Source organism: Arthrobacter sp. JZ12 (genome assembly GCF_035189165.1).
Taxonomy (GTDB): Bacteria; Actinomycetota; Actinomycetes; order Actinomycetales; family Micrococcaceae; genus Arthrobacter_D.
The window spans coordinates 191101-215963 of sequence record NZ_CP045246.1; the positions used below are offsets into that span (position 1 = coordinate 191101).

The 24863-nt window shown below is 65.0% G+C and carries 25 protein-coding genes; 15 read left to right on the forward strand and 10 right to left on the reverse strand.

The window, feature by feature from the left end; genetic code table 11:
- Window positions 1-37 precede the first annotated feature (37 nt).
- The 3 genes from pyrE to GC088_RS01010 all read left to right on the forward strand — a co-directional run bounded on the left by pyrE (window position 38) and on the right by GC088_RS01010 (window position 2307).
- Window positions 38-601, forward strand: coding sequence for an orotate phosphoribosyltransferase (gene pyrE / locus GC088_RS01000; RefSeq protein ID WP_323960058.1), 564 nt, complete (start codon window positions 38-40; stop codon window positions 599-601).
- Entirely contained in the window at window positions 601-1596 is a 996-nt protein-coding gene (locus tag GC088_RS01005) for an alpha/beta fold hydrolase (protein WP_323960059.1), read from the forward strand. Before pyrE ends, GC088_RS01005 begins: the two co-directional genes overlap by 1 nt.
- Before the next feature lie 63 nt (window positions 1597-1659).
- Window positions 1660-2307 carry a UdgX family uracil-DNA binding protein gene (locus tag GC088_RS01010; protein ID WP_323960060.1) on the forward strand — a complete coding sequence of 216 codons (648 nt, stop codon included), beginning with the start codon at window positions 1660-1662 and terminating at the stop codon, window positions 2305-2307.
- A 3-nt stretch (window positions 2308-2310) separates the two neighbouring features.
- On the opposite strand, the gene GC088_RS01015 is transcribed toward GC088_RS01010, so the two are convergent.
- Complete coding sequence (locus GC088_RS01015; RefSeq protein WP_323960061.1) at window positions 2311-3090, reverse strand: HAD-IIA family hydrolase; 780 nt, start codon at window positions 3088-3090, stop codon at window positions 2311-2313.
- Window positions 3091-3168: 78 nt separating this feature from the next.
- On the opposite strand from GC088_RS01015, the gene GC088_RS01020 reads away from it, so the two are divergent.
- A complete protein-coding gene (locus GC088_RS01020; RefSeq protein WP_323960062.1) occupies window positions 3169-3810 on the forward strand; it encodes a TrmH family RNA methyltransferase in 642 nt (213 codons plus the stop codon).
- Here the strand turns inward: GC088_RS01020 and GC088_RS01025 are convergent, their stop codons facing one another.
- Window positions 3811-4326, reverse strand: coding sequence for a MarR family winged helix-turn-helix transcriptional regulator (locus GC088_RS01025; RefSeq protein WP_323960063.1), 516 nt, complete (start codon window positions 4324-4326; stop codon window positions 3811-3813).
- A gap of 353 nt (window positions 4327-4679) precedes the next feature.
- Here GC088_RS01025 and sigK point away from each other — a divergent pair, with 353 nt between their 5' ends.
- The 3 genes from sigK (at window position 4680) to GC088_RS01040 (ending at window position 6823) form a co-directional block, all read left to right on the forward strand.
- Entirely contained in the window at window positions 4680-5285 is a 606-nt protein-coding gene (gene sigK / locus GC088_RS01030) for an ECF RNA polymerase sigma factor SigK (RefSeq protein ID WP_323960064.1), read from the forward strand.
- Window positions 5286-5381: 96 nt separating this feature from the next.
- Window positions 5382-6401 (forward strand): class II fructose-bisphosphate aldolase, encoded by a 1020-nt coding sequence (gene fbaA, locus GC088_RS01035; protein WP_323960066.1) that lies wholly within the window; start codon window positions 5382-5384, stop codon window positions 6399-6401.
- A complete protein-coding gene (locus tag GC088_RS01040; RefSeq protein ID WP_323960067.1) occupies window positions 6401-6823 on the forward strand; it encodes a DUF3151 domain-containing protein in 423 nt (140 codons plus the stop codon). Before fbaA ends, GC088_RS01040 begins: the two co-directional genes overlap by 1 nt.
- Window positions 6824-6894: 71 nt before the next feature.
- On the opposite strand, the gene GC088_RS01045 is transcribed toward GC088_RS01040, so the two are convergent.
- Both GC088_RS01045 and ptsP read right to left on the reverse strand, forming a co-directional pair.
- Entirely contained in the window at window positions 6895-7542 is a 648-nt protein-coding gene (locus GC088_RS01045) for a hypothetical protein (RefSeq protein WP_323960069.1), read from the reverse strand.
- Between the two features lie 76 nt (window positions 7543-7618).
- Window positions 7619-9304, reverse strand: coding sequence for a phosphoenolpyruvate--protein phosphotransferase (gene ptsP / locus GC088_RS01050; RefSeq protein WP_323960070.1), 1686 nt, complete (start codon window positions 9302-9304; stop codon window positions 7619-7621).
- Between the two features lie 95 nt (window positions 9305-9399).
- On the opposite strand from ptsP, the gene GC088_RS01055 reads away from it, so the two are divergent.
- From GC088_RS01055 to GC088_RS01065, 3 genes are read left to right on the forward strand one after another with little or no spacing between them, the layout of a single operon-like run.
- Window positions 9400-10128, forward strand: a complete 729-nt coding sequence (locus GC088_RS01055) for a TetR/AcrR family transcriptional regulator (protein WP_323960071.1) — start codon at window positions 9400-9402, stop codon at window positions 10126-10128.
- Between the two features lie 58 nt (window positions 10129-10186).
- Entirely contained in the window at window positions 10187-12292 is a 2106-nt protein-coding gene (locus tag GC088_RS01060; RefSeq protein WP_323960072.1) for a PTS mannitol transporter subunit IICBA, read from the forward strand.
- Window positions 12292-13446 carry a mannitol-1-phosphate 5-dehydrogenase gene (locus tag GC088_RS01065; RefSeq protein WP_323960073.1) on the forward strand — a complete coding sequence of 385 codons (1155 nt, stop codon included), beginning with the start codon at window positions 12292-12294 and terminating at the stop codon, window positions 13444-13446. The genes GC088_RS01060 and GC088_RS01065 overlap by 1 nt, the downstream gene beginning before the upstream one ends.
- A gap of 94 nt (window positions 13447-13540) precedes the next feature.
- Here GC088_RS01065 and GC088_RS01070 read toward each other — a convergent pair whose 3' ends face one another.
- From GC088_RS01070 to GC088_RS01080, 3 genes are all read right to left on the reverse strand, one after another.
- Window positions 13541-14014: a cupin domain-containing protein gene (locus GC088_RS01070; RefSeq protein WP_323960074.1), complete on the reverse strand. Its 474-nt coding sequence runs from the start codon at window positions 14012-14014 to the stop codon at window positions 13541-13543.
- A gap of 74 nt (window positions 14015-14088) precedes the next feature.
- Complete coding sequence (locus GC088_RS01075) at window positions 14089-15327, reverse strand: M14 family zinc carboxypeptidase (RefSeq protein WP_323960075.1); 1239 nt, start codon at window positions 15325-15327, stop codon at window positions 14089-14091.
- 142 nt (window positions 15328-15469) lie between these two features.
- The gene (locus GC088_RS01080; RefSeq protein ID WP_323960076.1) at window positions 15470-16315 is read right to left on the reverse strand and encodes a DUF72 domain-containing protein; all 846 of its coding nucleotides are present in this window, start codon (window positions 16313-16315) and stop codon (window positions 15470-15472) included.
- Between the two features lie 243 nt (window positions 16316-16558).
- Here GC088_RS01080 and GC088_RS01085 point away from each other — a divergent pair, with 243 nt between their 5' ends.
- Window positions 16559-17848 carry an adenylosuccinate synthase gene (locus GC088_RS01085; protein ID WP_323960077.1) on the forward strand — a complete coding sequence of 430 codons (1290 nt, stop codon included), beginning with the start codon at window positions 16559-16561 and terminating at the stop codon, window positions 17846-17848.
- Window positions 17849-17966: 118 nt separating this feature from the next.
- On the opposite strand, the gene GC088_RS01090 is transcribed toward GC088_RS01085, so the two are convergent.
- Complete coding sequence (locus tag GC088_RS01090) at window positions 17967-18707, reverse strand: SurA N-terminal domain-containing protein (protein ID WP_323960078.1); 741 nt, start codon at window positions 18705-18707, stop codon at window positions 17967-17969.
- 102 nt (window positions 18708-18809) lie between these two features.
- Between GC088_RS01090 and GC088_RS01095 the strand changes: the two genes are divergently transcribed.
- The 4 genes from GC088_RS01095 to GC088_RS01110 all read left to right on the forward strand — a co-directional run bounded on the left by GC088_RS01095 (window position 18810) and on the right by GC088_RS01110 (window position 22815).
- On the forward strand, window positions 18810-19934 hold the full coding sequence (locus GC088_RS01095) for an alanine racemase (protein WP_323960079.1): 1125 nt from the start codon (window positions 18810-18812) through the stop codon (window positions 19932-19934).
- Between the two features lie 73 nt (window positions 19935-20007).
- Window positions 20008-20814: a carbon-nitrogen hydrolase family protein gene (locus tag GC088_RS01100; protein ID WP_323960080.1), complete on the forward strand. Its 807-nt coding sequence runs from the start codon at window positions 20008-20010 to the stop codon at window positions 20812-20814.
- Between the two features lie 108 nt (window positions 20815-20922).
- Window positions 20923-22056, forward strand: a complete 1134-nt coding sequence (locus GC088_RS01105) for an L-talarate/galactarate dehydratase (protein WP_323960081.1) — start codon at window positions 20923-20925, stop codon at window positions 22054-22056.
- Window positions 22057-22110: 54 nt separating this feature from the next.
- Window positions 22111-22815, forward strand: coding sequence for a FadR/GntR family transcriptional regulator (locus GC088_RS01110; protein WP_323960082.1), 705 nt, complete (start codon window positions 22111-22113; stop codon window positions 22813-22815).
- 107 nt (window positions 22816-22922) lie between these two features.
- Here the strand turns inward: GC088_RS01110 and GC088_RS01115 are convergent, their stop codons facing one another.
- Both GC088_RS01115 and GC088_RS01120 read right to left on the reverse strand, forming a co-directional pair.
- A complete protein-coding gene (locus GC088_RS01115; RefSeq protein WP_323960083.1) occupies window positions 22923-23324 on the reverse strand; it encodes a universal stress protein in 402 nt (133 codons plus the stop codon).
- 9 nt (window positions 23325-23333) lie between these two features.
- The gene (locus GC088_RS01120; protein ID WP_323960084.1) at window positions 23334-24851 is read right to left on the reverse strand and encodes a tripartite tricarboxylate transporter permease; all 1518 of its coding nucleotides are present in this window, start codon (window positions 24849-24851) and stop codon (window positions 23334-23336) included.
- Between the last annotated feature and the right edge of the window lie 12 nt (window positions 24852-24863).

The following is a 24863-nucleotide window of genomic DNA, read 5'->3' on the forward strand; positions in this document are numbered from 1 at the left end:
ATCCGGCGCGGCTTGGCGCCCTACTAAACTGAAGCGCATGACCGACATTGCCGCTGCCCGTGCCCGACTTCGTGAACTCATCCTCGAACTGGCGGTGGTGCGGGGGCGTGTGACCCTTTCCAGCGGCAAGGAAGCTGACTACTACATCGACTTGCGGCGGGTCACCCTGCATCATGAGGCATCGGCCCTGGTGGGCCGAGTCATGCTCGCAATGCTCGACGACGCCGGCATCCCCTTCTCGAGCGCGGGCGGACTGACGATGGGTGCCGACCCGGTGGGTACGGCGATCATGCACGTGGCCGCCGCCGAGGGGCGGGCAATCGACGCGTTCGTCGTCCGCAAGGCACAGAAGACCTATGGGATGGGCCGCCAGGTGGAAGGGCCGGAGATTGCCGGCCGCGACGTCGTCGTACTTGAAGACACCTCAACAACCGGCGGCTCGGCCCTCACTGCTGTGGAGGGCGTGCGGAAAGCAGGCGGCAACGTGCGCGCGGTGGCCGTCATTGTCGACAGGGATACCGGTTCCCGGGAGCGCATCGAAGCTGAAGCCGGCGTCCCCTACCTCTTCGCGTTCGGCAAGGACGAACTCGGCCTGGAGTAATGACCAACGATCCGGAGCAGCTCCTGAGGTATGCCCACGGGCTGAAGGGAATGTCCCGTAGGCGCTTCCTGACCGGTTCGGCGCTTGGCCTCACTCTGGCCACGGACCTCTTCGTGACCCGGCGGATCCAGGAGGCCCGCGAAGAGCTGGCGATCATCCCGGTCGCCGACGAGTTTGCTGACCGCACCTACCCCAATGCCCGCTGGGTCCTCTTTCCCGGTTACAAGACCAGCTGGGAGGAGGGCGTCTGGATCATGAATTCGCTTCGGCCGGTGCTCAGCCGCCGGGCACGCATGGCCGTGATGGGCTACTCAAACCGGGGACTGGACGTCGCCACGATCGTTGCTTCGCTCCGCCGTTACATCCGGACCCAGCAGATCGACAAGCTGTACTTCTACGGCCACAGCTTCGGGGGAATGGTGGCAGTGGAAGTCGCCTCCCGGCTCCGGGAGTTCGGCGTCAACGTCCAGTTCATCCTGCTCGATTCCAGTCCGCATGACCGGTTCGACGTCGTGGACCAGGCGATGTTCGACGGCGTGGTCTACCTTTACGAGGCTGGCTACCGGGTGCCCTCGGTGCTGCGGGGCAGTTACGAACTTGCTGAGCGGATCGTGCACAAGAACGAGCGGACCTGGTCGCAGATCATTGACCAGACCCTTGAGCAGCTTTCGCCGCTGGCGCCCTCGAGCATTCTCATCCAGTCCCAGGCGTCCTACATCTTCCACTACAACGTCACCCGCTTCTCGTTGGGGGACACTCCCGTAGCCTTCATCGGCAATCCCGGAGACGGCACCGTGGATTACGCCACCGCCCGGCCCGGTTGGGCTGCGGCGTTCCCCAACAACATGGTCTCCGCGGACCTGGTCACCGAGGGAGCACTGCCCGCCCATGCCAGCCCCCAGTGGAATCCGCTGATCTACCAGGCGGTGGTCCGCGAACTGCAGATGGACTTCCTCCCTCTGCCCAGGGGAGGGAAGACCAAGAGCCTGCGCTAGGCGCTCGAGGGATCAGCGTCCTATAGTCGGCTGCACAGCGTCGTCGTTCGCAGGAGGTCTCAATTGGTTGACGAGGAACGGCCCGGCGCGCAGCGCTGGGTGCCGGATACGACGGCGGTAAGCGCCCTGGCGGAGGCCGCCGCTTCCTGCCACGGCTGCGAGCTGTATCGGGATGCAACGCAGGTGGTCTTTTCCGCCGGACCGCAGGAGTCGCCGCTCATGCTGGTGGGGGAGCAGCCGGGGGACCAGGAGGACCAGCGCGGCCGTCCCTTCGTCGGACCAGCCGGGCGGCTTCTCGCCGAGGCGCTCACTGCCGCCGCCATCGACACGAAGACGGTGTACCTCACCAATGCCGTGAAGCACTTCCGGTTCGAGCGCCGGGGCAAAGCCCGCATCCACAAAACGCCCGACGTCGGCAACATCACCGCCTGCCTGCCCTGGCTGGAGGCCGAGCTGCAGGCGGTGCGTCCCGCCGTCGTCGTCTGCCTGGGCGCGACCGCCGGCCGTGCAGTGTTAGGGCGGCCCGTCAGGATCGGCGCCGAACGCGGCGCGCTCATGCCCGGACCAGAGCGCCTGGCGCCGGCGCAGGTGCTGCTTACCACGCACCCGTCCGCGCTGCTCCGGCTGCGGGACCCGGCGGACCGGGAGCCTGCCTTCGGACAGCTGGTCGCGGATCTTGCGGTGGCGCGGGACGCTGCGAAACCGGCCTAGGTCCTAAATCTGGTCGATAAGGTCCTTGACGGAGTCCACGATCTGGGCAGGCCGGAAGGGATAGGCCTCGATGTCGTTCCGCTGGGTGATGCCGGTAAGCACCAGCACTGTGTGCAGGCCGGCCTCCATCCCGGCGATGATGTCCGTGTCCATCCTGTCGCCCACCATGGCGGTAGTCTCCGAGTGGGCGTCGATCTGGTTCATGGCGGAGCGGAACATCATGGGGTTCGGCTTGCCCACGACGTAGGGTTCGCGGTTGGTGGCCGCGGTGATGAGGGCAGCTATCGATCCCGTGGCTGGAAGCGGCCCCTCCTTCGACGGCCCAGTGGTGTCCGGGTTGGTGGCGATGAACCGTGCGCCGTCGATGATCAGACGGATGGCCTTGGTGATCGCCTCGAAGGAGTAGGTGCGCGTTTCACCCAGCACCACATAGTCCGGGTTCTGGTCGGTGAGCACAAAGCCAGCCTCGTGGAGCGCCGTGGTAAGTCCGGCCTCCCCAATGACGTAGGCCCGGCCTCCCGGCATCTGGTCCCGGAGGAACTGCGCCGTGGCAAGGGCTGAGGTCCAGAGGTTCTCCTCGGGCACCTCCAGTCCGGATGCCTTCAGCCGGGCGGCCAGGTCGCGCGGGGTGAAGATCGAGTTGTTGGTGAGGACCAGGAACCTCCGCGAGGTGGCAACCCAGCGATCGATCAGTTCAGCGGCTCCGGGAATGGCCTGGTTCTCGTGCACCAGCACGCCGTCCATGTCGGTCAGCCAGCACTCGATGTGTTCGTTTTCGCGCATTCGCTTCTCTCGTCGGGCAGGTAGCGGGGATACAACGTCGAATAAACCGTCGCCAGTCTTTCACCTTAGGCTTGGGGGGTGGAAGAAACGGCGGAGAACGCTCCGGGAAGTGTCGGCGTCGGCCCGTGGGAAGGCGTATGGCCCACCGGCCCCCAGTGGGATCCGGAGCTGCTCGCCAAAGGCGACGCCCGCAACGTGGTGGACCAGTACCGGTATTGGAAGCACGACGCAATCGTTGCCGACCTCGACTCCCGGCGGCACGAGTTCCATGTGGCCATCGAGAACTGGCAGCACGACCTGAACATCGGCTCCGTTGTCCGCACTGCCAACGCTTTCCTTGCGCGTGAGGTTCACATCATCGGACGACGCCGGTGGAACCGCCGGGGCGCGATGGTCACCGACCGGTATCAGCATGTAAGGCACCATCCCACAGTGGAGGAATTTGTTGCCTGGGCCGAGTCCGAGGGACTCCGCGTCATCGGGATCGACAACTTCCCCGACTCAGTACCGCTTGAGACCTACGACCTGCCGCGAAACTGTGTCCTGGTCTTCGGCCAGGAGGGCCCGGGGTTGACCCCGGAAGTTCATGCTGCTGCCGATGCCACACTGTCCATCGCCCAGTTCGGCTCCACCCGTTCCATCAACGCGTCGGCAGCCGCGGCCATAGCCATGCACGGCTGGGTCCGCCGGCACGTGTTCGGCCAGGCGGTTACGGGCTAGTCAAGCTTCCGCAAGCGACTTCGCGTCGATAGTCTCCACTGCTTCCCGCATCCGGGTGAGGAAATCCACGACGACGGCGGCGTTCTCCGGTGACAGGGACAGCGCCACATCCATCATGCGCGCGTGGGTCTGGGTGAGGGTCTGCCGTACTTCGCCGTCGGACTCCAGCGTCGCTTCCAGCACCAGCGCACGTCGGTCGTGCGGGTGCGGTTTGCGTGTCACATGGCCGCTGCGGGAGAGGCGGTCAATGAGCGTTGTGGTGGACGCGGATGAGATGCCCAGCTTCAGCGACAGTTCCTTGGGACTCACTTCGCGCCCTGCTCTTTGGGCTTCCAACAGGTAGCGAAGGGCCAACAGGTCAGTCTCGCCCATTCCCATGGAGGAACGGGTGCGACGGCGCATGGCGGTTTCAGCGGCGCGGTAATCACGAAGGGCAGTCAATACATCGATGCCCGCCGCGACTGGCCCATACCAGTAGCCCGAGGATCGGGCAGTCGTTCGCGGAGGGGTGGTCATGAAACCTCATGGTAGCAGTTTGCTAGGAAACCTTGCAGGATGGATGGCTAATAGATAGTTTTCCTAGTGAAACTTGTGAACGTATTACTAGGTTATCTAGCAAAAGCTAGGAAGGGCGTCATGACTATCGAAATCACTCTGCCGGGCCAAAGCGACCAGCAGGCCGCGCCCATTCACTGCGGAGACGCGATGACGCTTCTTCCTAGTTCTGCTGGAATGCATGCTCCGGAGGGCTACTCCACCAGGCGCTGCCTCTGCGGGTTCCGCATGGACACGCCGTGGGGTGCTTCGCTTAGTGAGATTGCTGCCGCAATCGGTGGAAGTCCCGCTGGAGTGCCGTTGTTGGTCTCTCCATGACTCTGGCGGAGGAGGCCCCACCGCTCGCCGGCACTCCGGACCTGGCTGCGGACCTTCGGACCCTTTTGGCCGGCGTGGCGCAAGGTGAAGAGGCCCCCTTCAACGCGTTGTACCACTCCACGAGCGCGAGGATCTACGGCCTGGTGTATCGGATTGTGCTGGACAGGGCGCTGAGCGAGGAAGTGACCCAGGAGGTCTTCCTCCAGGTCTGGCGCAAGGCGGCTGAATACCGCCCGGATCTCGGCACCCCGCTGACCTGGCTTCTGACGCTTGCCCATCGCAGGGCCGTGGACCGCGTCCGTTCGGAACAGGCGTCCAGGGCACGACTGAATCGCTGGACAACCGCCGAGGTCCAGACACCGTTCGACCAGGTTGCCGAGGCCGTCCTCGACAACCATGAGGCAGCGGCCCTGAAGATTGCGGTCGGCGCTCTCACCGAAAAGCAGCGGCAGGTCATCGAACTGGCCTATTACGGCGGCCTTACCTATGCCCAGGTTGCGCAGGTCTTGGGAGCTCCGGACGGCACAGTGAAGACGCGGATACGCCAGGGGCTGGGCAGGCTGAAGGACGCCCTGGAGCCGGGTTCTTCAATGGTGACGTAAGGTTTCCGCCCAAATAGCGCCATCGTTAGGATGGGACGGAAGCGAGCCTTATCCCTGATGAGCCTCTTCCGCCCAAACCTTCAATGAGGAGTTGCCATGCCCATCGCCACACCGGACATTTACGCCGAAATGATCGACCGCGCGAAGGCAGGAGGCTTCGCCTATCCTGCAGTCAACGTGACGTCCTCCCAGACGCTCAACGCTGCAATCCGCGGCTTCGCTGACGCGGGCTCGGATGGAATCGTGCAGGTCTCCACCGGCGGTGCGGCCTACTGGTCCGGTGCATCCGTGAAGGACATGGTTGCAGGTTCCCTCGGTTTCGCCGCCTTCGCTCGCGAGGTGGCCAAGAACTACGACGTGAACATCGCCCTGCACACCGACCACTGCCCGAAGGACAAGCTGGACGGCTTTGTCCTTCCGCTGCTCGCAGCCTCCGAGGAAGCCGTCAAGCGCGGCGAGGATCCCCTGTTCCAGTCACACATGTGGGACGGCTCAGCCGAGACGCTTGAGGAAAACCTCCGCATCGCGAAGGACCTGCTGCCCCGTGCTGCGGCTGCCAAGATCATCCTCGAAGTGGAAATCGGCACCGTCGGCGGTGAGGAAGACGGCGTCGAGAACGCCATCAACGACAAGCTCTACACCACGGTTGAGGACGCTCTTGCAACCGTTGAGGCACTGGGTGCCGGTGAGAACGGTCGCTACCTGACCGCCCTCACTTTCGGCAACGTCCACGGCGTCTACAAGCCGGGCAACGTCAAGCTGCGTCCGGAGATCCTGAAGGACATCCAGCAGGAGGTCGGGTCCCGCATCGGCAAGGACAATCCGTTCGACCTTGTCTTCCACGGCGGCTCCGGCTCCTCCGAGCAGGAAATCGCGGATGCCGTTTCCTACGGTGTCATCAAGATGAACATCGACACCGACACCCAGTACGCCTACACCCGCCCGGTCGCCGACCACATGTTCCGCAACTACGACGGCGTCCTGAAGGTCGACGGCGAGGTCGGCAACAAGAAGACCTACGACCCGCGCGTCTGGGGTGCCGCTGCAGAGGCCGGTCTGGCCGCCCGCGTGGTCGAGGCCGCAAAGTCCCTCGGATCCGCCGGCAACAAGCTCTGATGTCGGACGAATTCCGCAAGAATCTCCTCGGCCCTGAGCCCACCCTGCTCCCCGCGGAACCTGAGGTGACCTCGCGACTGGAGGCTGGAGAAGCGGCGGTCGACCTGGCAGCCAGGCACCCGTCGTCGTCGTTGGTGTGGGCCATCCTTGCCGACGAGGCATATCGCGAGGGTCGCACGATCGAGTCCTACGCCTACGCGCGCACGGGCTACCACCGCGGGCTGGATGCGCTGCGCCGCAACGGCTGGCGGGGCGCCGGCCCGGTGCCATACTCGCACGAACCCAACCGCGGATTCCTGCGCGCGCTCAACGCGCTTGGGCGGGCGGCTGCGTCCATCGGCGAGCTCGATGAGGCGGAGCGGGTTGCCAAGTTCCTGCGTGAGTCAGACCCGGAGGCAAGCGAGAAGCTCGCCGGGTCCTGACCCTCACCTGCGAAAAATCGTGCACCCCAGGCGACCGCAAGGTCACCTGGGGTGCACACGTTCTCAGGACTTCAAAGACCCTCGGACGCCGTCGCTGCGACGTCCGCTTCAGCAGGTGGGAGGATAGTAGTGGTCACGTCGACGAGCTGCGGCTTCTTCGGTGCCGAACTGAAGCCGAAGTGCACCCGCGGACGTACGTTGCTCAACGATCCCAGGGGTTCTCCCGCCCAGGTCGCCTCTGCGGCCGTGATCAGACGGGCGCCGGTGACGCCGTAGTACTGTCGGCGCCCGTCCCTGAGCGTTCCGGCCGTACGGACACCGGGCATGAGGAACTTGGCAACCGGATTAAGCAGCGACAGCCACCGCGGGTGGGTGCCGACGGCGCGCGGAATGGCGCCGAGCACCTTCCCGACGCCGGTGGTCTCACCAAATTCTGCACGAACGGTGAGGGGACCGGCCTGGAGGGACAGCCGTTCCTCGTCCATGCTCACGGTCAGCGGCACCGTGCGCACGATGTCGAACGAGTACGCGCCTGACACCCAATCGGCCACAGCAGCGGACGGCGCGAGCAACGTCCGTGTGCCCTCAAGGCTCTCCACCATCACGTCGGTGAATGCGCCGAACGGCGAGGTGGTCCACATGCCGATTACGATGCGTACCCCTGAGGTGGTTCCAAGGCTTGCGATATGTCCGGTGAACTGTTCGGTCTCGGCGCTCATGGTTCCCATTATGTACGGCTGAGGCGTGCGTGCCAGCCGGGCGCCCGCTCATACGGAGCGGGCAGCCCGGAGCAGGTCAGATGCCCAGTTCCTCGAGCACGGGCAGCTTCTCCCGGACGCGAAGCCTTGCCTCGGTTGCATCGGAAGCCGAGAGGGCCAGCTGCGCCAGGTCCCGGGCTTCGTCCAGCGTCACCGTCTTTAGGACGGCGGCCACAGCGGCGAGGGAGCGTGCGGTCATGGAGAGCGTGTTGACGCCCAGGCCCACCAGTACGACGGCGAGGGCCGGGTCGGCGGCCGCCTCACCGCACACTCCGACCGGCTTGCCGCTTCCTTCCGCTGCAGCACCCTCGACGGACAGCTTCACCAGGCGCAGCACTGCCGGCTGCCAGGGCGTGTTCAGACCGGCCAAGGGGCCGAGCTGGCGATCCGCTGCCATGGCGTACTGGGTGAGGTCATTGGTGCCGAGGCTGGCGAACTGCACTTCCCGGAGGATCGAATCGGCAGTGACTGCGGCTGAGGGAACCTCCACCATCACGCCCGGCGTCTTCAGCCCCGCTTCGGCGCACATTCCGGCGAAGTCGGCGGCCTCTGCCGCGGTGGAGATCATCGGAGCCATCACCCAGACGTCGGCCTCGGACCCTGCGGCTGCCTGCGCGATAGCTTGCAGTTGCCGCTGCAGCACACCGGGAGAGGTCATATCGGTGCGGTAGCCCCGCACACCCAGGGCGGGGTTTGGCTCGGTGGCGTCGGTGAGGAATGGGAGCGGCTTGTCCGCACCGGCGTCGAGCGTGCGCAGTACCACCTTCTTCCCGGGGAAGGCATCGAAGACGCCCTTATAGGCTGCCGCCTGCTCTTCCACGGATGGCTCCGTGTCGCGCTCAAGGAAGCAGAACTCGGTGCGGAACAGGCCCACGCCCTCCGCCCCCAGCTCCGCAGCTGCCGCTGCGTCCTTTCCGCCGCCGACGTTGGCCAGCAGGGGGACATGGTGGCCGTCTGCAGTTTCACCCTTGCCGGTGAACGCCGACAGCAGGGAGGCGGTTGTGGCCCATCCTTCGGCTGCCGCGCGCTCGGTATCACCGGGCTCGACGACAACGGACCCCGCCGCTCCGTCCACGTACACCTCGGTGCCGTCCGCCAGCTCGTCCACACCGCGCGCGGCCACCACCGCGGGCAGGCCAAGGGACCGGGCAATGATGGCCGTGTGGGACTGCGGCCCGCCGCCGGAGGTGACGAGTGCGAGCACGATGTCCGGGTTTAGGGTGGCGGTATCTGCGGGCGCAAGATCCTCCGCCACGAGGATGAACGGGGTGGCAGAAGCGGGAATTCCGGGTGCGGCCTGCCCGCGGAGTTCGGCGACGATGCGGGCGCGAACGTCGAGGATGTCCGTGGCGCGTTCGGCCATGTAGCCGCCGAGGTTGTGCAGCATCTCGGAGACGGAAGCCCCGGACTCCCAGATGGCGCGCTCGGCGGAGGAGCCCTTCGCGATGAGCTTCGCTGCGCCCTTGATGAGCATGGTGTCCTTCGCCATCAGCGCCGTCGCTTCAAGGACTGCCTTGCCGTCACCGCTCGCCCGATCGGCGCGCGCCTTGAGCTCGTCGTGAACCGCGTCCGCCGCCTTCTTGAGGGCGGCTGTTGCATCTTCAGGCGTGACTCCCGCCGGCAATTGTTCGCCCAGCGGCGGTTCACTCACCGGCTTGGGCATCTGGCGGATGGTCGCAATCACTCGTCCGGGGCTAACCCCTACTCCTGGGAAGTTCTGCACTGAAGGTCCTCGTTTTTCTGCAGGTGGTTGGATCCGCTTGAATGCCGGTGTGATTCAGTTCATATAGCGTTGCTATAGGTGCTAGGCTAGCGCCTGTGAGTTTCGATGGCCAGCCACCGGCAAAGATGAGGTTGCTTCGAGCAGCCGCTGAATTGCTGGCCAACTCTGCCGGAGCACCGGTCTCCACCCGCCAGATTACCCAGCTGGCAGGTGTTAGCGCCCCTACCCTTTATCACCACTTCGGTGACAAGGAGGGCCTGTTTGACGCGGTGGTTTCAGCAGGTTTCGAGGAGTACGTGGCGGGAGAGCGGGATTTCGCTCCTTCCGGGCAGCCGCTGGAGGATATTCGGCGGATGTGGGACAACCACGTCCGATTCGGGCTTAACCAACCGGAGCTCTATCTGGTGATGTTCGGCAATATCCGCCCGGAAAGCCGCCCCAGCATTGTTGCCGATGCCGAGGCGCTCATGGAGGAGATGCTGAACAAGGCCGCTGCCGCCGGGCAGCTGAGTGTTCAACCGCGCGAGGCTGCCAGGAGCATCCTGGCGGCGAACGTCGGCGTCACGCTCATGCTGATCGCGGAAGCTGCAGCAGACCGGAACCTCGAGCTATCCACGATGACCAGGGACGCCATGATTTTTGCGGTGTCCTCTGAGAAGGCGGAGCCGAATGAGCAGCAATCCGCCGGCAAGTCATCGGTTGTAGTGGCCGCCATTGCGTTGAACGCAGCGCTCCAGGCGTCCCATTCCGACCAGCTCTCCAGCTCCGAGCTCAAGCTGTTCCTCGAATGGCTTCACCGGATCTCAACCAGTCCCACCGGGTAAGAACTCCACAACATCGGACCATCCTGCATAGAGGCGGGATCCACGGTTAGGAAATCACATGGCAACTGAGACAGCTGCAAAACCCCGAGGCAGCATGAGGGTCGGTGTCCAGAGATTCGGTACATTCCTCTCCGGAATGATCATGCCGAACATCGGCGCGTTCATTGCCTGGGGCCTCATCACCGCCCTGTTCATCGAGGCGGGCTGGCTGCCCGTCCCCGAACTGGGCGGTTTCGGCACGGACGCGGAAGGCAATCCGAACACCGGCCTGGTCGGGCCAATGATCACTTACCTCCTGCCGCTCCTGATCGCCTACACCGGTGGACGGATGGTCTACGACGTTCGCGGTGGCGTGGTGGGCGCCATCGGCACCATGGGCGTCATTGTGGGCGCAGGCATTCCGATGTTCATCGGCGCCATGATCATGGGCCCCCTCGGCGGCTGGACCATGAAGAAGATCGACTCGATCTGGGACGGCAAGATCAAGCCCGGCTTCGAGATGCTCGTCAACAACTTCTCCGCCGGCATCTGGGGTGCAGCGCTCGCGCTGATTGGTTTCTACGGCATCTCGCCCCTGGTCGAAGCCTTCAGCACGGCCGCCGGCAACGTGGTGCAGTTCCTGGTCAACAACGGCCTCCTGCCGCTGACCAGCATCTTCATTGAGCCGGCCAAGGTGCTCTTCCTCAATAACGCCATCAACCATGGCGTCCTGACGCCGCTGGGCGTCCAGCAGTCGCTGGAGGAGGGCAAGTCCATCCTGTTCCTGCTCGAGGCCAACCCCGGTCCGGGCCTCGGCATCCTGCTGGCCTACATGTTCTTCGGACGCGGCGCGGCCAAGGCATCTGCTCCGGGTGCCGCGATCATCCACTTCCTCGGCGGTATCCACGAGATCTACTTCCCCTACGTGCTGATGCGTCCGCTCCTCATCCTCGCGGCGATCGCCGGCGGCATGACCGGCATCGCCACGCTGGCCATCACCGGCTCCGGCCTGGTTGCTCCCGCAGCGCCCGGCTCGATCATCGCCGTACTGGCCCAGACCGCCCGTGACAGCTACTTCGGCGTGGTCCTGTCGGTCCTCCTCGCGGCGGCGGTCTCCTTCCTGGTCGCCTCGGTGATCCTCAAGACAGCAAAGCGAAAGGACGACGACGGCGACGACCTCGCCGCTGCCACCTCCCGCATGGAGTCCATGAAGGGGAAGAAGAGCTCCGTGTCCTCGGCTCTGGCAGGATCCGGCAACGTTGCTGTGCTGGCCGGCCCGGTCAAGAACATCGTGTTCGCCTGTGATGCCGGCATGGGCTCAAGCGCCATGGGAGCCTCGGTACTGCGCAACAAGATCAAGGACGCCGGCTTCCCTGAAGTGAAGGTTACGAACGCTTCGATTGCCAACCTCCGCGACGACTACGACATTGTGGTCACGCACCAGGACCTGACCGAGCGGGCGCGGCCCGCCACAGCCAGTGCTACACATGTTTCGGTGGACAACTTCATGAACAGCCCCCGGTACGACGAGATCGTGGAGCTGGTGCGCGAGAGTAACAGCGGCTCGTCCGGTGTAGCTGGTGTAGCTGGTGCAGCTGGTGCAGACGCCGGCACCGGCCCTGACGCCGACGCCGGATCCTTCGGGGGTGCCCACGCTTCCACGGCCCACGCTGCAGGTGCTGCAGGTACCGAAGCCGCCGCTTCAGCTTCCGGCCCACAGACTACGGGGGCCGCGGAGGGCGAGGCATCGACGTCGGACGTGCTGGTGGCTGAGAGCGTAGTGCTGGACGGAAGTGCAGGTTCGCGTGACGCAGCCATCGACGAAGCGGGCCGGCTCCTGAAGGCGCGCGGCGCCGTCGACGACGAGTACATCCGGGCCATGCACGAGCGCGAGCAGTCGGTGTCCACCTACATGGGCAGCTTCCTGGCCATTCCGCACGGAACCAATGCGGCAAAGGATCACATCCGCAAGTCGGCAGTGTCCTTCATCCGTTACCCGCAGGGAATCGACTGGAACGGCAAGCAGGTCAAGTTCGTGGTGGGCGTAGCCGGCGTGAACAACGAGCACCTGCACATCCTGTCCTCCATTGCCAAGGTGTTCACCGACAAGTCGAAGGTGGCCGAGCTTGAGGCGGCAACCTCGGTCGATGAAGTCCTCGCAATCTTCAGGAAGGTCAACGCATAGTGAAGGCGGTCCACTTCGGGGCAGGGAACATCGGACGCGGCTTTGTTGGGCTGCTCCTCCACCAGGCGGGTTACGAGGTGGTGTTCGCGGACGTCGCCGATGAGCTGATTTCTCAGCTTGCGGCCGCGGACAGCTACCGGGTCCACGAGGTAGGGGAGGAGCCTGCCGTCCATACGGTCGACAACTTCCGGGCAATCAACTCGAAGACGGACGAGGAACAGCTGGTCGGTGAGATCGCTACGGCGCAGATCGTCACCACCGCTGTCGGCCCGCACATCCTGAAGTTCGTTGCGCCGGTCATCGCCAGGGGTCTTGCAGCCCGCTCCGATGATCTGGAACCCCTGCAGGTCATGGCATGCGAGAACGCCATCAATGCAACCGATATTCTTCGGGAATCGGTGGAGGCGTTCTGGGACGGGTCCGCGGGGCAACTGGGGAACCGCGCGGTCTTCGCCAATACCGCGGTGGACCGGATTGTCCCCAACCAGGAACCCGGCCAGGGGCTGGATGTGACGGTTGAGACTTTCCACGAGTGGGTCATCGACCGCACGCCCTTCGGTGCCGCGGCACCGGAGATTCCCGGAGCCATGTTCGTGGACCGGTTGGGGCCGTACATCGAGCGGAAGCTGTTCACCGTGAACACCGGACATGCCTCCGCTGCCTACTTCGGCTACCAGGCGGGGTTGGAAAAGATCTCCGATGCCATGGGCAACCCCGAGGTCGCCGCCGACGTTCGCGCGGTGCTGCGGGAAACGCGGGACCTGCTGGTCGAGAAGCATGGCTTCGACGTCGCTGAGCAGGACGCCTACGTGCAGAAGATCCTCGGACGGTTCACCAACCCGCACCTGCCGGACACCGTGAACCGGGTGGGACGCGCTCCGTTGCGCAAGCTCAGCCGAAACGAACGGTTCATCGGCCCCGCTGCCGAGCTTGCCGAGCGCGGCAGGACGCCGGAGGCGTTGCTGAAAGCGATGGCCGCTACCCTTCGGTTCGATGATCCGGCGGACGGGGAAGCGGTGGAGCTTCAACAGCTCCTGGAGTCTACTGGCGCCGCGGAGCTGACGGAGCGGGTCACCGGGCTTGCCGCCGGCCACCCGCTCTTCGAGTCCGTCCGCGGGCTCGTGGAGGAACGCCAGGCGAGCGTACGGGCTTGAGCCTGACCACAGCGCGACGGCGCCGCACCCACCCGGGTGCGGCGCCGTCGTCGTTATGGATGTTTGTTGACGGATTTGCGGAACGGATAGCCGGCTAGGCGCTCTCTTCGCCCTTGGTGTCCACTTCCTCAACCCACGACGGCGGCTCGTCCTTGCCCTGCTCCTCGTCCCGCTCCGCATCTTCCGGCGTCTGCTGCACGATGCCCTGGGCATGATGCGTGGGCGCGTAGATGGTGTAGAGGCGGAGCGGCTCGTCGCCGGTGTTCTCGACGTCGTGCCAGGTGCCGGCCGGTACCTGGATGCTCCAGCCGTCCTCGACGTCCTGCTGGTAGGAGAGGTCGTCCTTCGAGGGGCCCATCTTCACGCGGCCCTTACCGGCGTCAATGCGCAGGAACTGGTCCGTGCCGTGGTGCACTTCGAGGCCGATCGCCCCACCCGGCTCGATCGACATCAGCGTCACCTGCAGGTGCTTGCCCGTCCAGGCCACACGGCGGTAGGCGGAGTTTTCGGTTGTGGCGCTCTCGATGTCGAACGCGTTCGGGTTCGGTCCGTTGTCGTTGATGTCCATAACCTCATCCTTAACCATCTCGCCCGCGATCGCCAGAGCGCCATACCGACGGGGGCAACCCGCATCAGTGCCGATCAGTCCCGGGTCTCATCCCAGCCGTAGTCCGGGTAGTCGAAGAAGTCGTCTCCTTCCAGTGTGTCCACCTCGCCGGTTGCCATGGAATCGATGAGGGATTCGATGCCGGTTTGCACGGTCTGTACAAGCATGCCCTTCATCTTCTGGCCGAAGTCATCTGATTGCCCCCGGACTTCGAACAGCACGGTTGCCGAGCCGTTGAGAGCGAACGCTGAACGGCCCTGGCCCGCGTACTCGCGTTCCTCCGGGTGGAAGTAGCGGCCAACGGCGGCCAGAGGGGACTGCGAGCCATAGCTGTCCTTGATGCCGTTCGCGACTGCCAGCGCGTAACGTCGGGACTTGTCCTGATCCAGTAGCGGCCAATCTTCCTTGTAGGAAGCTCCGTCATTAATGCCGAGAGGCGGGTAGTCCAGTGCCACAGATATGTGTTTGCCGTCCTGCTCACCGCCGGTTTGCTGATCGCACGGGCCCATGTGGTGCAGGTCCACAACGGCGTCGACCTGACCGAATTCGTCTCGGAGCTTCACGTACAGATCCCTGATGGCCTGTGATTCCGGGGAAAGGTAGAAGCCGGCATCCTTCGGATCTCCCGGCAGATCGCCCGGCTGGGGGACGTAATCCAGGTCGGCATTGAAGTCGCGGTTAAGATCGAAGCCCGGCAGGTCGATCCCTTCGCTGCTCAGACGGTGGTACCACGCACGTTGCGAGCCCTCCAACTGTGGGTGTCGTCGTTCAACCTCTTCCCAGGAGATGACGTTCGTCCGTCGGTTCAGCTCACCGCCGTCAGGGTTCGCCATCGGCATGGCAACCAGCGTGACGTTCTCGAGTGTCTGCTTGACGGCCGGGTCGTTACTCGATCCGAGCTTCTTCAGGATCCCCAGCAGGGCCTCCGTCCCCGTTTTTTCGTTCCCGTGGACAGCGCTTTGAACCAGCAGCACACGATCGCCGGTGCCGACCCGTGCGGTGTAGAGATTCCGGCCGAGCTCCGTTTGGCCGGCCACATCAACCTGCACCCGCCCGTTGCTGTTGTCTTCTATTCGCTGCAGTGCTGATCCCAGCTCTGAGTAGCTGGTCCAGCCGGTGAATTGCGGGTCATCGGAGAGTTTGCAGGTTCCCTGTCCAGGAGTTGTCGCCTGATTGGGAGCAGCGCTGACCGGCGCTGCGACAAGCAGGGTGCAGAGCATGGCGCCCGCTCCGAGCGTCCCTAATATTTTGTTGCGTTTGCGAGTGAGGCTCATGGTCGACTCCAGGGTGGAAGTGATTGGTACACAGAATCGTTCCAACGAGACCGCTCCACGGGTGCGCGATCGGACTAATTGAGCTGAAATTCCGTGGACCCTCTAGCTGATTCACAAAGGCAACGATATGATCCGGCGGTGCTCACCGAAGCCTCTCAGCCAGGCCGATCGCATTGAACGGCGCATGCACCTTCACATCATTGTCGAAGTACACGTACACGTCCCGACCTCGGACGTCTGGGCAGGAGGAGCCTGACAGCCAGCCGCGGCACAGCTCCGCCCACTCATCCAGTTCCGCTTCGGTGTAACCACTGGTGTACAGCTCCGTGCTGCCGTGAAGCCTCACATAGACGACGTCGCCGGTCACCTCGCGGAACTGCGGCCACTTTCCTGCCGAATCGGCCACCACCAGTCCCACGCCGTGCCGTCGGAGAACGTCGAGGCACTCCGGGCTGCCAAAACTCTCGTGCCGGGGCTCGAGGACATGGCGGAGGGGGCGGTCTGCGTCCGTCGTCACCCAGTCGCGGTCCTTGAGCCGCTCGTCGTGGCCGGTAGCGATGGAGGCGGCCGCAGTCGTCGTTCGCGGCAGTTGCGCGCAGAAGGCGTCCACGAGATCCGCGTCGAAGCGGCGGGTGGCAGGAAGCTGCCAGAGGACGGGACCGAGGGTGGGACCCAACGCGAGGACACCCGACGCGAAAAAGTTGGCGAGAGCAGTTTCAGCGTTGCGCAATCCAAGCATGTGCGTGATGTAGCGGGGGCCCTTCACGGAGAACCGGAAGTCCGCAGGCACGGTTTCGCGCCAGCGGACGAAGCTGTCGCGGTGCTGGAGGGAGTAGAAGGTGCCGTTGATCTCGATCGTATCGAGGCGGGAAGCTGCATATTCGAGCTCAAGCCGCTGCGGAAGTCCGGCGGGGTAGAAGGACTTGCGCCAGGGCGCATACCGCCATCCGGAGATGCCGATGCGTGCCCGCGGCGAGGAATCCGACATGCCCGAACGCTATCGCGGACCGTTCCCCCAACACCACCGGATCAACGGCTATGTGGACATGCCTGCGGCCACGGGTGTGATGTCCGCTAAACTTGGGTGGTAAGAGCCCCGGACTTCCTGCTCAAACATGGTGCTGATATAAGGTGCTGAAACATGGCTAGTCTTGGGGCGTTCTCGTGCACGGCGGTATAGCTGCGCTCAAACATTGCGCTTCAGTGCCGTCAGATGATGGGGGAGGATCCCATGCCAGCAATTGTGATTGTCGGAGCCCAGTGGGGCGATGAAGGCAAAGGCAAGGCCACCGACCTGCTTGGTGGTCGCGTGGACTATGTCGTGAAGCCGAACGGCGGCAACAACGCCGGGCACACCGTCGTCGTCGGCGGTGAGAAGTACGAGCTCAAGCTCCTTCCCGCCGGCATCCTGAGCCCCAACGCCATTCCCATCATCGGCAACGGGTGCGTCATCAACCTGGAGGCCCTGTTCCAGGAGATCGACGGGCTGGAAGCCCGCGGCGCCGACACCTCTAAGCTGCGCGTCTCCGCCAACGCACACCTGGTGGCCCCCTACCACCAGGTCCTGGACAAGGTGACCGAGCGCTTCCTCGGCAAGCGTGCGATCGGAACCACCGGCCGCGGCATCGGCCCCTCCTACATGGACAAGGTTGCCCGCGTGGGCATCCGCGTGCAGGACGTCTTCGACGAATCGATCCTCCGCCAGAAGGTCGAGGGGTCCCTGAAGCAGAAGAATGAACTGCTGGTGAAGGTGTACAACCGCCGCGCCATCGAGGTGGACGAGATCGTTCAGTACTTCCTCTCCTACGCCGAGCGGCTGCGTCCGCTGGTCATCGACTCCACCTACGTGCTCAACGAGGCGCTCGACGCCGGCAAGGTGGTCCTCATGGAGGGCGGCCAGGCCACGTTCCTCGACGTTGACCACGGCACCTATCCGTTCGTGACGTCGTCGAACCCCACCGCGGGAGGCGCTTCAGTGGGCTCCGGCATCGGACCCACCCGCATCAGCCGCGCCGTCGGCATCATCAAGGCCTACACCACCCGCGTAGGCGCAGGCCCGTTCCCCACGGAGCTCTTCGACGAGATGGGCATCTACCTGCAGAAGACCGGCGGTGAGTTCGGCGTGAACACCGGCCGCCCCCGCCGCTGCGGCTGGTACGACGCCGTGCTGGCGCGCCACGCTGCCCGTGTGAACGGCTTCACCGACTACTTCGTGACCAAGCTGGACGTGCTGACGGGCATCGAGCGGATCCCGGTCTGCGTCGCGTACGACGTCGACGGCGTCCGTCACGACGAGATGCCCATGACGCAGACCGAGTTCCACCACGCCAAGCCGATCTTCGAGTACTTCGACGGCTGGACCGAGGACATCACCGGAGCACGCACCATCGAGGACCTGCCCGAGAATGCCCAGACCTACGTGCGCGCCCTCGAGAAGATGTCCGGTACGCGGTTCTCCGCCATCGGCGTGGGACCCGATCGGGACCAGACCATCGTGGTGAACGACCTGATCGGCGCCTGACCCGGTTTCGAAACAAGAATCGACCGGGCGGAAATAACCAGAAGTCGCGATTGCGAAGGTTATTTCCGCCCGGTCGATTTGTTCCGAGCGGTGCGGTTTACGGTCGGTGTGTCGAGGCCTAGAGCTTGCTTTCGACGTCGCCGGCTTCCCTCAGCTTCTCAACCAGGGCGACCGCGACCTCCGACTTCTTCTGCTGCTTTGCCTGCTGTTCCAGCTGCGGCTTCATCTCTTCATAGGTGGGAACTTCCGCGCCCTCCGCTGAGCCGCCCTGCGTCTTGGCCTGTTCGTAGGCGGCCTTGAGCTGCTCCTCGGCGGGTGCTTCATCGGCGCCCTCTTCGGCGAGCAGGGCATCGAGGCGTACCTGCTGACGGATCTGCTCGTCAGCCTCCTCCTTCGGGATGCCGCGCTCCTCAAGGGCCGCAAACAGCTCCTCCTCGGTGGAAAACTGGTTGGCCTGGATAAGCTGATCCTTCGCGGCAGCAATGGCTTCCTCGCCGGCTTCGATGCCCCGTTTGTCAGCTTCCTGCAGGAGGAGCTTGTTGCCGATCAGGTTGTCGAGCGTCTGCGTCTTCAGCTGCTCCTGGTCCACTTCCTGCCCGGTGACCTGCGCCTGCATGGACATCTGGCTGAAGGTCGCCTCATAGGAGGTGACGAACTCATCCTTGGCGATCTCCTGGCCGTTCACCACGGCGACCACGTCGGGGATACCCTCGAGGTCCGGCGTTGGGGCTTCTGCGGCAGCGCTCGCACTGCTGCTGGCTTCGGCACCGCCGCTTCCATCCTGGTTATCGGTTGCGCATCCGGTCGCAAAGGCGAGCGACGCGGCCAGGGCGGCGGTCAGCAGCCACTTCTTGTTCACAGTCTCTCCTACTGTAGATTTCCGCCTGAGACTGTAGCAGTGCCACATGAGAGCGCCCTTTCCGCCGGCTGGGTGGACGCTGGGTGCGGGAGAAGGAGAGCAATGACGACGACGGCGCCCGCACTCAGTGCGGACCTTCGCCTGTCCAGCCTGCCCCAGCTGTTGCTGGATGTCGAAGCCATCGAGGCGAACATTGCGTTGAAGGAGGCCTGGGCGGCCGAACACTCCATGGTCCTTGCACCCCACATCAAGACAACGATGACGCGGGAGATCGTCCAGCGGCAACTGCCGGGGGCATGGGGCGTTACCGTTGCGACGGCGGCGCAGGCTTCGCTCGCCGTCGGCTGGGGCGCGCGGCGGGTCCTCGTGGCCAACGAGATTGTGTTTCCGCCGTCGGTTGCGCAGCTGCGTGCCCTGTTGGAGGGCCACCCCGGACTCGAGCTCTTCTGCCTGGTTGATTCTGCCGCCGGGGTTAAAGTGCTCGCTGAGGGGTTCGAGGGTGCCGACAGGGCGTTGAATGTCCTCGTGGACATCGGGGTGGCCGGTGGTCGGACCGGGGTGCGGGATGCAGACCAAGCGGGAACCTTGGCTCGTGAGATTCGAGCGGCGGGGAGCCTCCGCCTGGTCGGAGTGAGCGCCTACGAGGGCATCGCCCCGAACAGCCGCACGCCGGAGAACCTCGAAGCAATCGATGCCCACTGCAGCACCGCCCGTGACGTCTTCGAACTGCTACGCGGAACGTTCGGGACCGATGAGCCACTCTTCTCCGTCGGCGGCTCCGCGTTCCAGGATCGCGCCGCGCTCCGCTTGCCCGATGGCGCGATCAACGTCCTCCGTTCCGGATGCTATGTCATCCACGACCACGGCACCTACGCCGATGTCTCCCCGCTGCCCGGCCTCCGGCCTGCCGCGGTGGTGCGCGCCGTCGTCGTCTCCGTGCCGGAAGAGGGGCGGGCCGTCCTAGGCGCCGGCAAGCGGGAGCTGGCGTACGACGCCGGCCTGCCCACCCTGGTGGCACACCACCGCGATGGAACGACGCTGGCCGGGCCGGCCGGCGTCGTCGTGCGTCTGTTTGACCATCACACCGTGGTGGAGGGAGACAACGCGCTGCGGGTTGGTGACCTCGTTGATCTGGGCATTTCGCACCCCTGTTCGGTCTTCGACCGCTGGCGGACAGCGCTTGCGGTCAGCGGCAACCGCACCGAGGTCTGGCACCCGCAGTTCTGAGACGGGGCCCCTGTCAGGCGGCTCTTCGGTACGCTTGAAGGAGCCCCAGAGTTCCTATCCGAAAGGGCCCGCGATGAAGATCAGTGTGGGACAATTCCGGCCGGGCGGCGACGTAGCCGCCAACATCGCGACCATGCGGGAGTTGGCACGGCAGGCAAAAGCTGACGGAGCCGGGTTGGTGGTCTTTCCCGAGGAGTCGATGTTTTCGATCGGCAAGGTGGAGGGTCCGCTAGCGGCAGCGGTCGACGCCGGCTGGTCCACCTTTGTCCAGCAACTGTCCTTCCTTGCCGCGGAACTGGACATCGCTGTGGTTGCGGGAGGCTATGAGTCCAGCGGAGAGGACCGGCCCTACAACACGTTGGTGCTGATCGACGCGACGGGCCGGATCGTGGATACCTACCGCAAACTCCACCTGTATGACGCCTTCAGCTACCAGGAGTCCGGGCAGATCAAGCCGGGCAACGGCGGCATCACAGTTGTTCCCGTAGGTGACCTGACCGTTGGGCTGATGACCTGCTACGACCTCCGTTTCCCGGAACTGGCGCGGGCGCTGGCAGATCACGGAGCCGACGTCGTGCTGGTGCCGTCGGCCTGGTTCAAGGGCGACCACAAGATTGAGCACTGGGAGACACTGCTGCGTGCACGGGCGATCGAGAACACCGTATGGATCGCGGCGGCAGGTACGTCGTCGAGCCACACCATCGGGCACTCGGTGATCCTGGACCCCATGGGTGTGCCGCACGCGTTCCTCAATGATGAGGAGCAGGGACTGGTCACTGCGGAGGTGAACCGGAAGCGGATCGAGGAGGTCCGTGAGTTCCTGCCCGTGCTGCGGAACCGGCGGTTCGCGCCCAACGAGGAGATCGTCGAGTCGCACTAGCGCACGGGCCGTTCTCGGCCGACCCGCTTGTATGACAGGTTTGTGAGTTATAGGATAAGTCGCATCGGTTCTCCCGATCCTCCCGTTCCTCCTCCCGAAGGCCCTGTCATGTCCTACACGCCTGATGCCATCCGCTACGTCAAGCTATCGACCGCAACCCTCCCGCTGAGCACCCCCATCTCCGATGCCAAGGTGTTCACCGGCCGGCAGAAGCCGATGACGGAGGTTGTGTTCCTCTTCGCCGAGATCGAGACCGAACAGGGCGCATCCGGCCTCGGCTTCTCCTACTCCAAGCGCGCGGGCGGGCCGGCGCAGTACGCCCATGCGCGTGAGGTGGCGGACGCCATGATCGGCGAGGACCCCAATGACATCGCCAAGCTGTACAACAAGCTGCTCTGGGCCGGTGCCTCCGTTGGACGTTCGGGTGTAGCCACGCAGGCCCTCGCGGCGCTGGACATCGCGCTCTACGACCTCAAGGCAAAGCGGGCCGGTCTTCCCCTGGCCAAGCTCCTCGGCGCCTACCGCGACTCGGTCCGCACCTACAACACCTCGGGCGGATTCCTCAACGCCTCCATCGACGAGGTGAAGGCACGCGCCACCCAGTCGATCGAGGAGGGCATCGGCGGCATCAAGATCAAGGTCGGCCTGCCCGACAACGCCGAAGACCTGCGCCGCCTGACCGCAGTGCGTGAACACATCGGCCCCGACGTGCCGCTCATGGTCGATGCCAACCAGCAGTGGGACCGCGCCACCGCACTGCGGATGGGTCGCAGGATGGAGCAGTTCGACCTGGTCTGGATCGAAGAACCCCTCGACGCCTACGACGCCGAAGGCCACGCCGCGCTCGCAGCCGCACTTGATACCCCGATCGCCACCGGCGAGATGCTGGCCTCGGTGGCTGAGCACGAGCGGCTCATCGCCACCCGCGCGTGTGACATCATCCAGCCGGACGCCCCGCGTGTCGGCGGCATCACCCAGTTCATGCGGCTTGCGGCCCTCGCAGACCAGGCAGGGCTGGACCTTGCCCCGCACTTCGCCATGGAGATCCACCTGCACCTCGCTGCTGCCTACCCGCGCGAGCCCTGGGTGGAGCACTTCGACTGGCTCAACCCGCTCTTCAACGAGCGGTTGGAAACCAAGGAAGGCCGCATGCTCGTCCCGCAGCGTCCGGGCCTCGGCGTCACCTTCAGCGACCAGGCGCGCGCCTGGACCACCGACACGGTGGAGTTTGGCACACGCTGAGCCTGCACCGGCGTCGAACCCGTGCACGGTTCCGGACGTGCCAGCATTAACGGCATGAAACAAACGCTGGCCGTATCGCTGGTGGACAGCCTGCGCCGCCGCATCATCGACGGCACAATCCCCTCCGGAGAGAAGCTGCCGAGCGAGAGCGCGCTGATCGCCGAGTTCGGCGTGAGCCGCACCGTTGTCCGCGAGGCGATCTCCCGGCTGCAGGCCGAAGGGCTGGTGCACACTCGGCGGGGGAGCGGCAGCTTCGCCCTGACACCGCCGGCATCTGAAGAGGAGTCCGGGGGCGGCGGAATGCGCCGCCCCCGGACCCTCACCGAGCGTCGGTCGCTCCTGGCATTCCGCGCGGGCGTCGAGAGCGAGGCGGCGGCGCTGGCCGCATCCCTCCGCAGGCCGGAGCATCTGGAGGCGCTCGACGCCGCCCTGGCCGCGTTCCGCGCTGCCGGCAACCACGCGGCCACGGCTGTGTCCTGCGACTTCGCTTTTCACCGCGCTGTTGCCGAGGCCAGCGGCAACTTCTACTTCGTCGACGCTCTTGAGGCGCTGGGTCCCGCGATGATCGCCATGCCTCCCCAGCGGCTGGATCCTGCAGACGACGGCGGACAGTCGGCCAGGCTGCAGCGCGTCGCCGCCGAGCACGCGGCCGTGCGCAGCGCCATCGCCGCAGGTGACCCGCTCACCGCCGCTGCAGCCATGCGGCTGCACCTCGCTAACTCCCGGGAGCGACTGGACGTGGAGTCCGGAGCGTCCTGACCGCGGGCAGACAGGCAGCCCGACAGCGCTGAGACCCTTCCGGATAGCAGAAAGGCCCGGTGATAGCGGAATACCGCTATCGCCGGGCCATCTTGCTAACAGGCGCCTCAGTGGTTCTCGGACGGCTTCACCGCGAGTACCGGACGGTCGGCCTGAAGGAGGATCCGCTGTGCGTGCGAGCCCATGATGAACTTCCCAACCTGGGAGCGCTGGCGCAGTCCGATGACGATCAGGGAGACATCGTGCTCGCTCGCCAATTCCAGGATCTCGTCGGCAAGGTCGTCGCGGTGTGACGGCCGCAGGACGCGCGCTGAGACACCGGCACTGTCTGCCGCATCCTTCAGGCGCTGCAGGTCCTCGTCGCTCGCAACCGACTTGTCGACGCGCGAGCCTTCGCGGACCGAGTTCACGATCAGGAGTTCCTGGTCGCGAAGCTTGGCTTCGGAGATCGCCGAGGCGACCGCGGCCTCGCCGACCGGGGTGGGTACGTAGCCAACCATGATGCTCATGTTTATCTCCTAGGAATCTGCGGTAACGCGGGCTGTGGCGCGGTGCTTGCGCTTGTTCAGAGCGGACTGGACCATCGGGCTGAGTGCCACGAAGACGAAGATGACCAGAAGCACCGCGGTGATCGGTCGGGTGGCGAAGCCGGTGACGTCACCATCGAGGATCAGCAGCGAACGGCGGAGGTTGGACTCGAGCAGTTCGCCCAGCACGAAGGCCAGCACGAGTGGGCCGGGTTCGAAGCCGAACTTCTTCATGAGGTAACCCAGCGCGCCGAAGAGGACCACGAGCAGGACGTCGAACATCGAGTTGCGGATGGTGTAGGCGCCGAGAATGGTGATCAGCGCGGTGATCGGGGCCAGGATGGCGCCGCGCACCCGCAGGATACGGACGAAGAGGCCAACCAGAGGGATGGACATGATCAGCAGCAGGATGTTGCCGATGTACATCGAGTTGACGACGCCCCAGAACAGTTCCGGGTCCTCGGATACCAGCTGGGGACCGGGGGTGACGCCCTGGATCAGGAGGGCACCGAAGATGATGGCCATCGTGGCGTTCGCGGGGATGCCGAGGGTCAGCAGCGGGATGAAGGAGCTGGTTGCCGCGGCATTGTTGGCGGTTTCCGGACCGGCGACGCCTTCGACGGCGCCCTTGCCGAACCGCTCGGGGTTCTTGGAGCGCTTCTTTTCGACGGCGTAGGCAGCCATCGAGGAGATCGTCGCGCCGCCACCGGGAAGGATGCCCAGGAAGAAGCCGAGCACGGAGCCGCGGCCGATTGCGCCCGAGGACTTGCGGAGGTCCGCGCGGGAGGGCCAGACGTTGGCGACCTTGGCGGGAGCGCTGGCGGCACGGTGCCGTTCCTCCAGGTTGTAGAGGATCTCACCAACTCCGAAGAGGCCCATGGCGATCGGAACGAAGTCCAGGCCGTCAGCAAGGTTGAGGTTGCCGAAGGTGTAGCGCTCGGCGCCGGTGATGAAGTCCCGGCCCACGGTGGCCAGCAGCAGGCCGACCGCTGCGGCGATCAGGGCCTTGATCTTGCTGCCGCCGCTGATGGTGGCGACCAGGAGGATGCCGAGCAGCGCCAGTGCGGTGTATTCGGGCGGGCCGAAGTCCAGGGCGAAGCTGGCCACGAGTGGAGCGAGCAGGGTCAGGCCGATGATGGCGACCGTGCCGCCGATGAATGAACCGATGGCTGCGATGCCGAGCGCGGTTCCCGCCTTGCCCTGGCGGGCGAGGACGTAGCCATCGAAGACCGTGACGACCGAGCTTGCCTCGCCGGGCAGCCGCAGTAGGACGGACGTGATGGTGCCGCCGTACTGCGCGCCGTAGAAAATGCCGGCGAGCATGATGATTGCGGTGACCGGCTCGATGCCGTAGGTCAGGGGCAGGAGGATGGCGATGGTCGCCGCCGGGCCGAGGCCCGGGAGTACGCCGATGAGCATGCCGATGACGACGCCCAGCAGGCAGTACAACAGGTTTTGGGGGTCAAGAACGACGCCGAAGCCGTTAATGACCGGGTTCAGGAATTCCATGGCAGGTCCTTA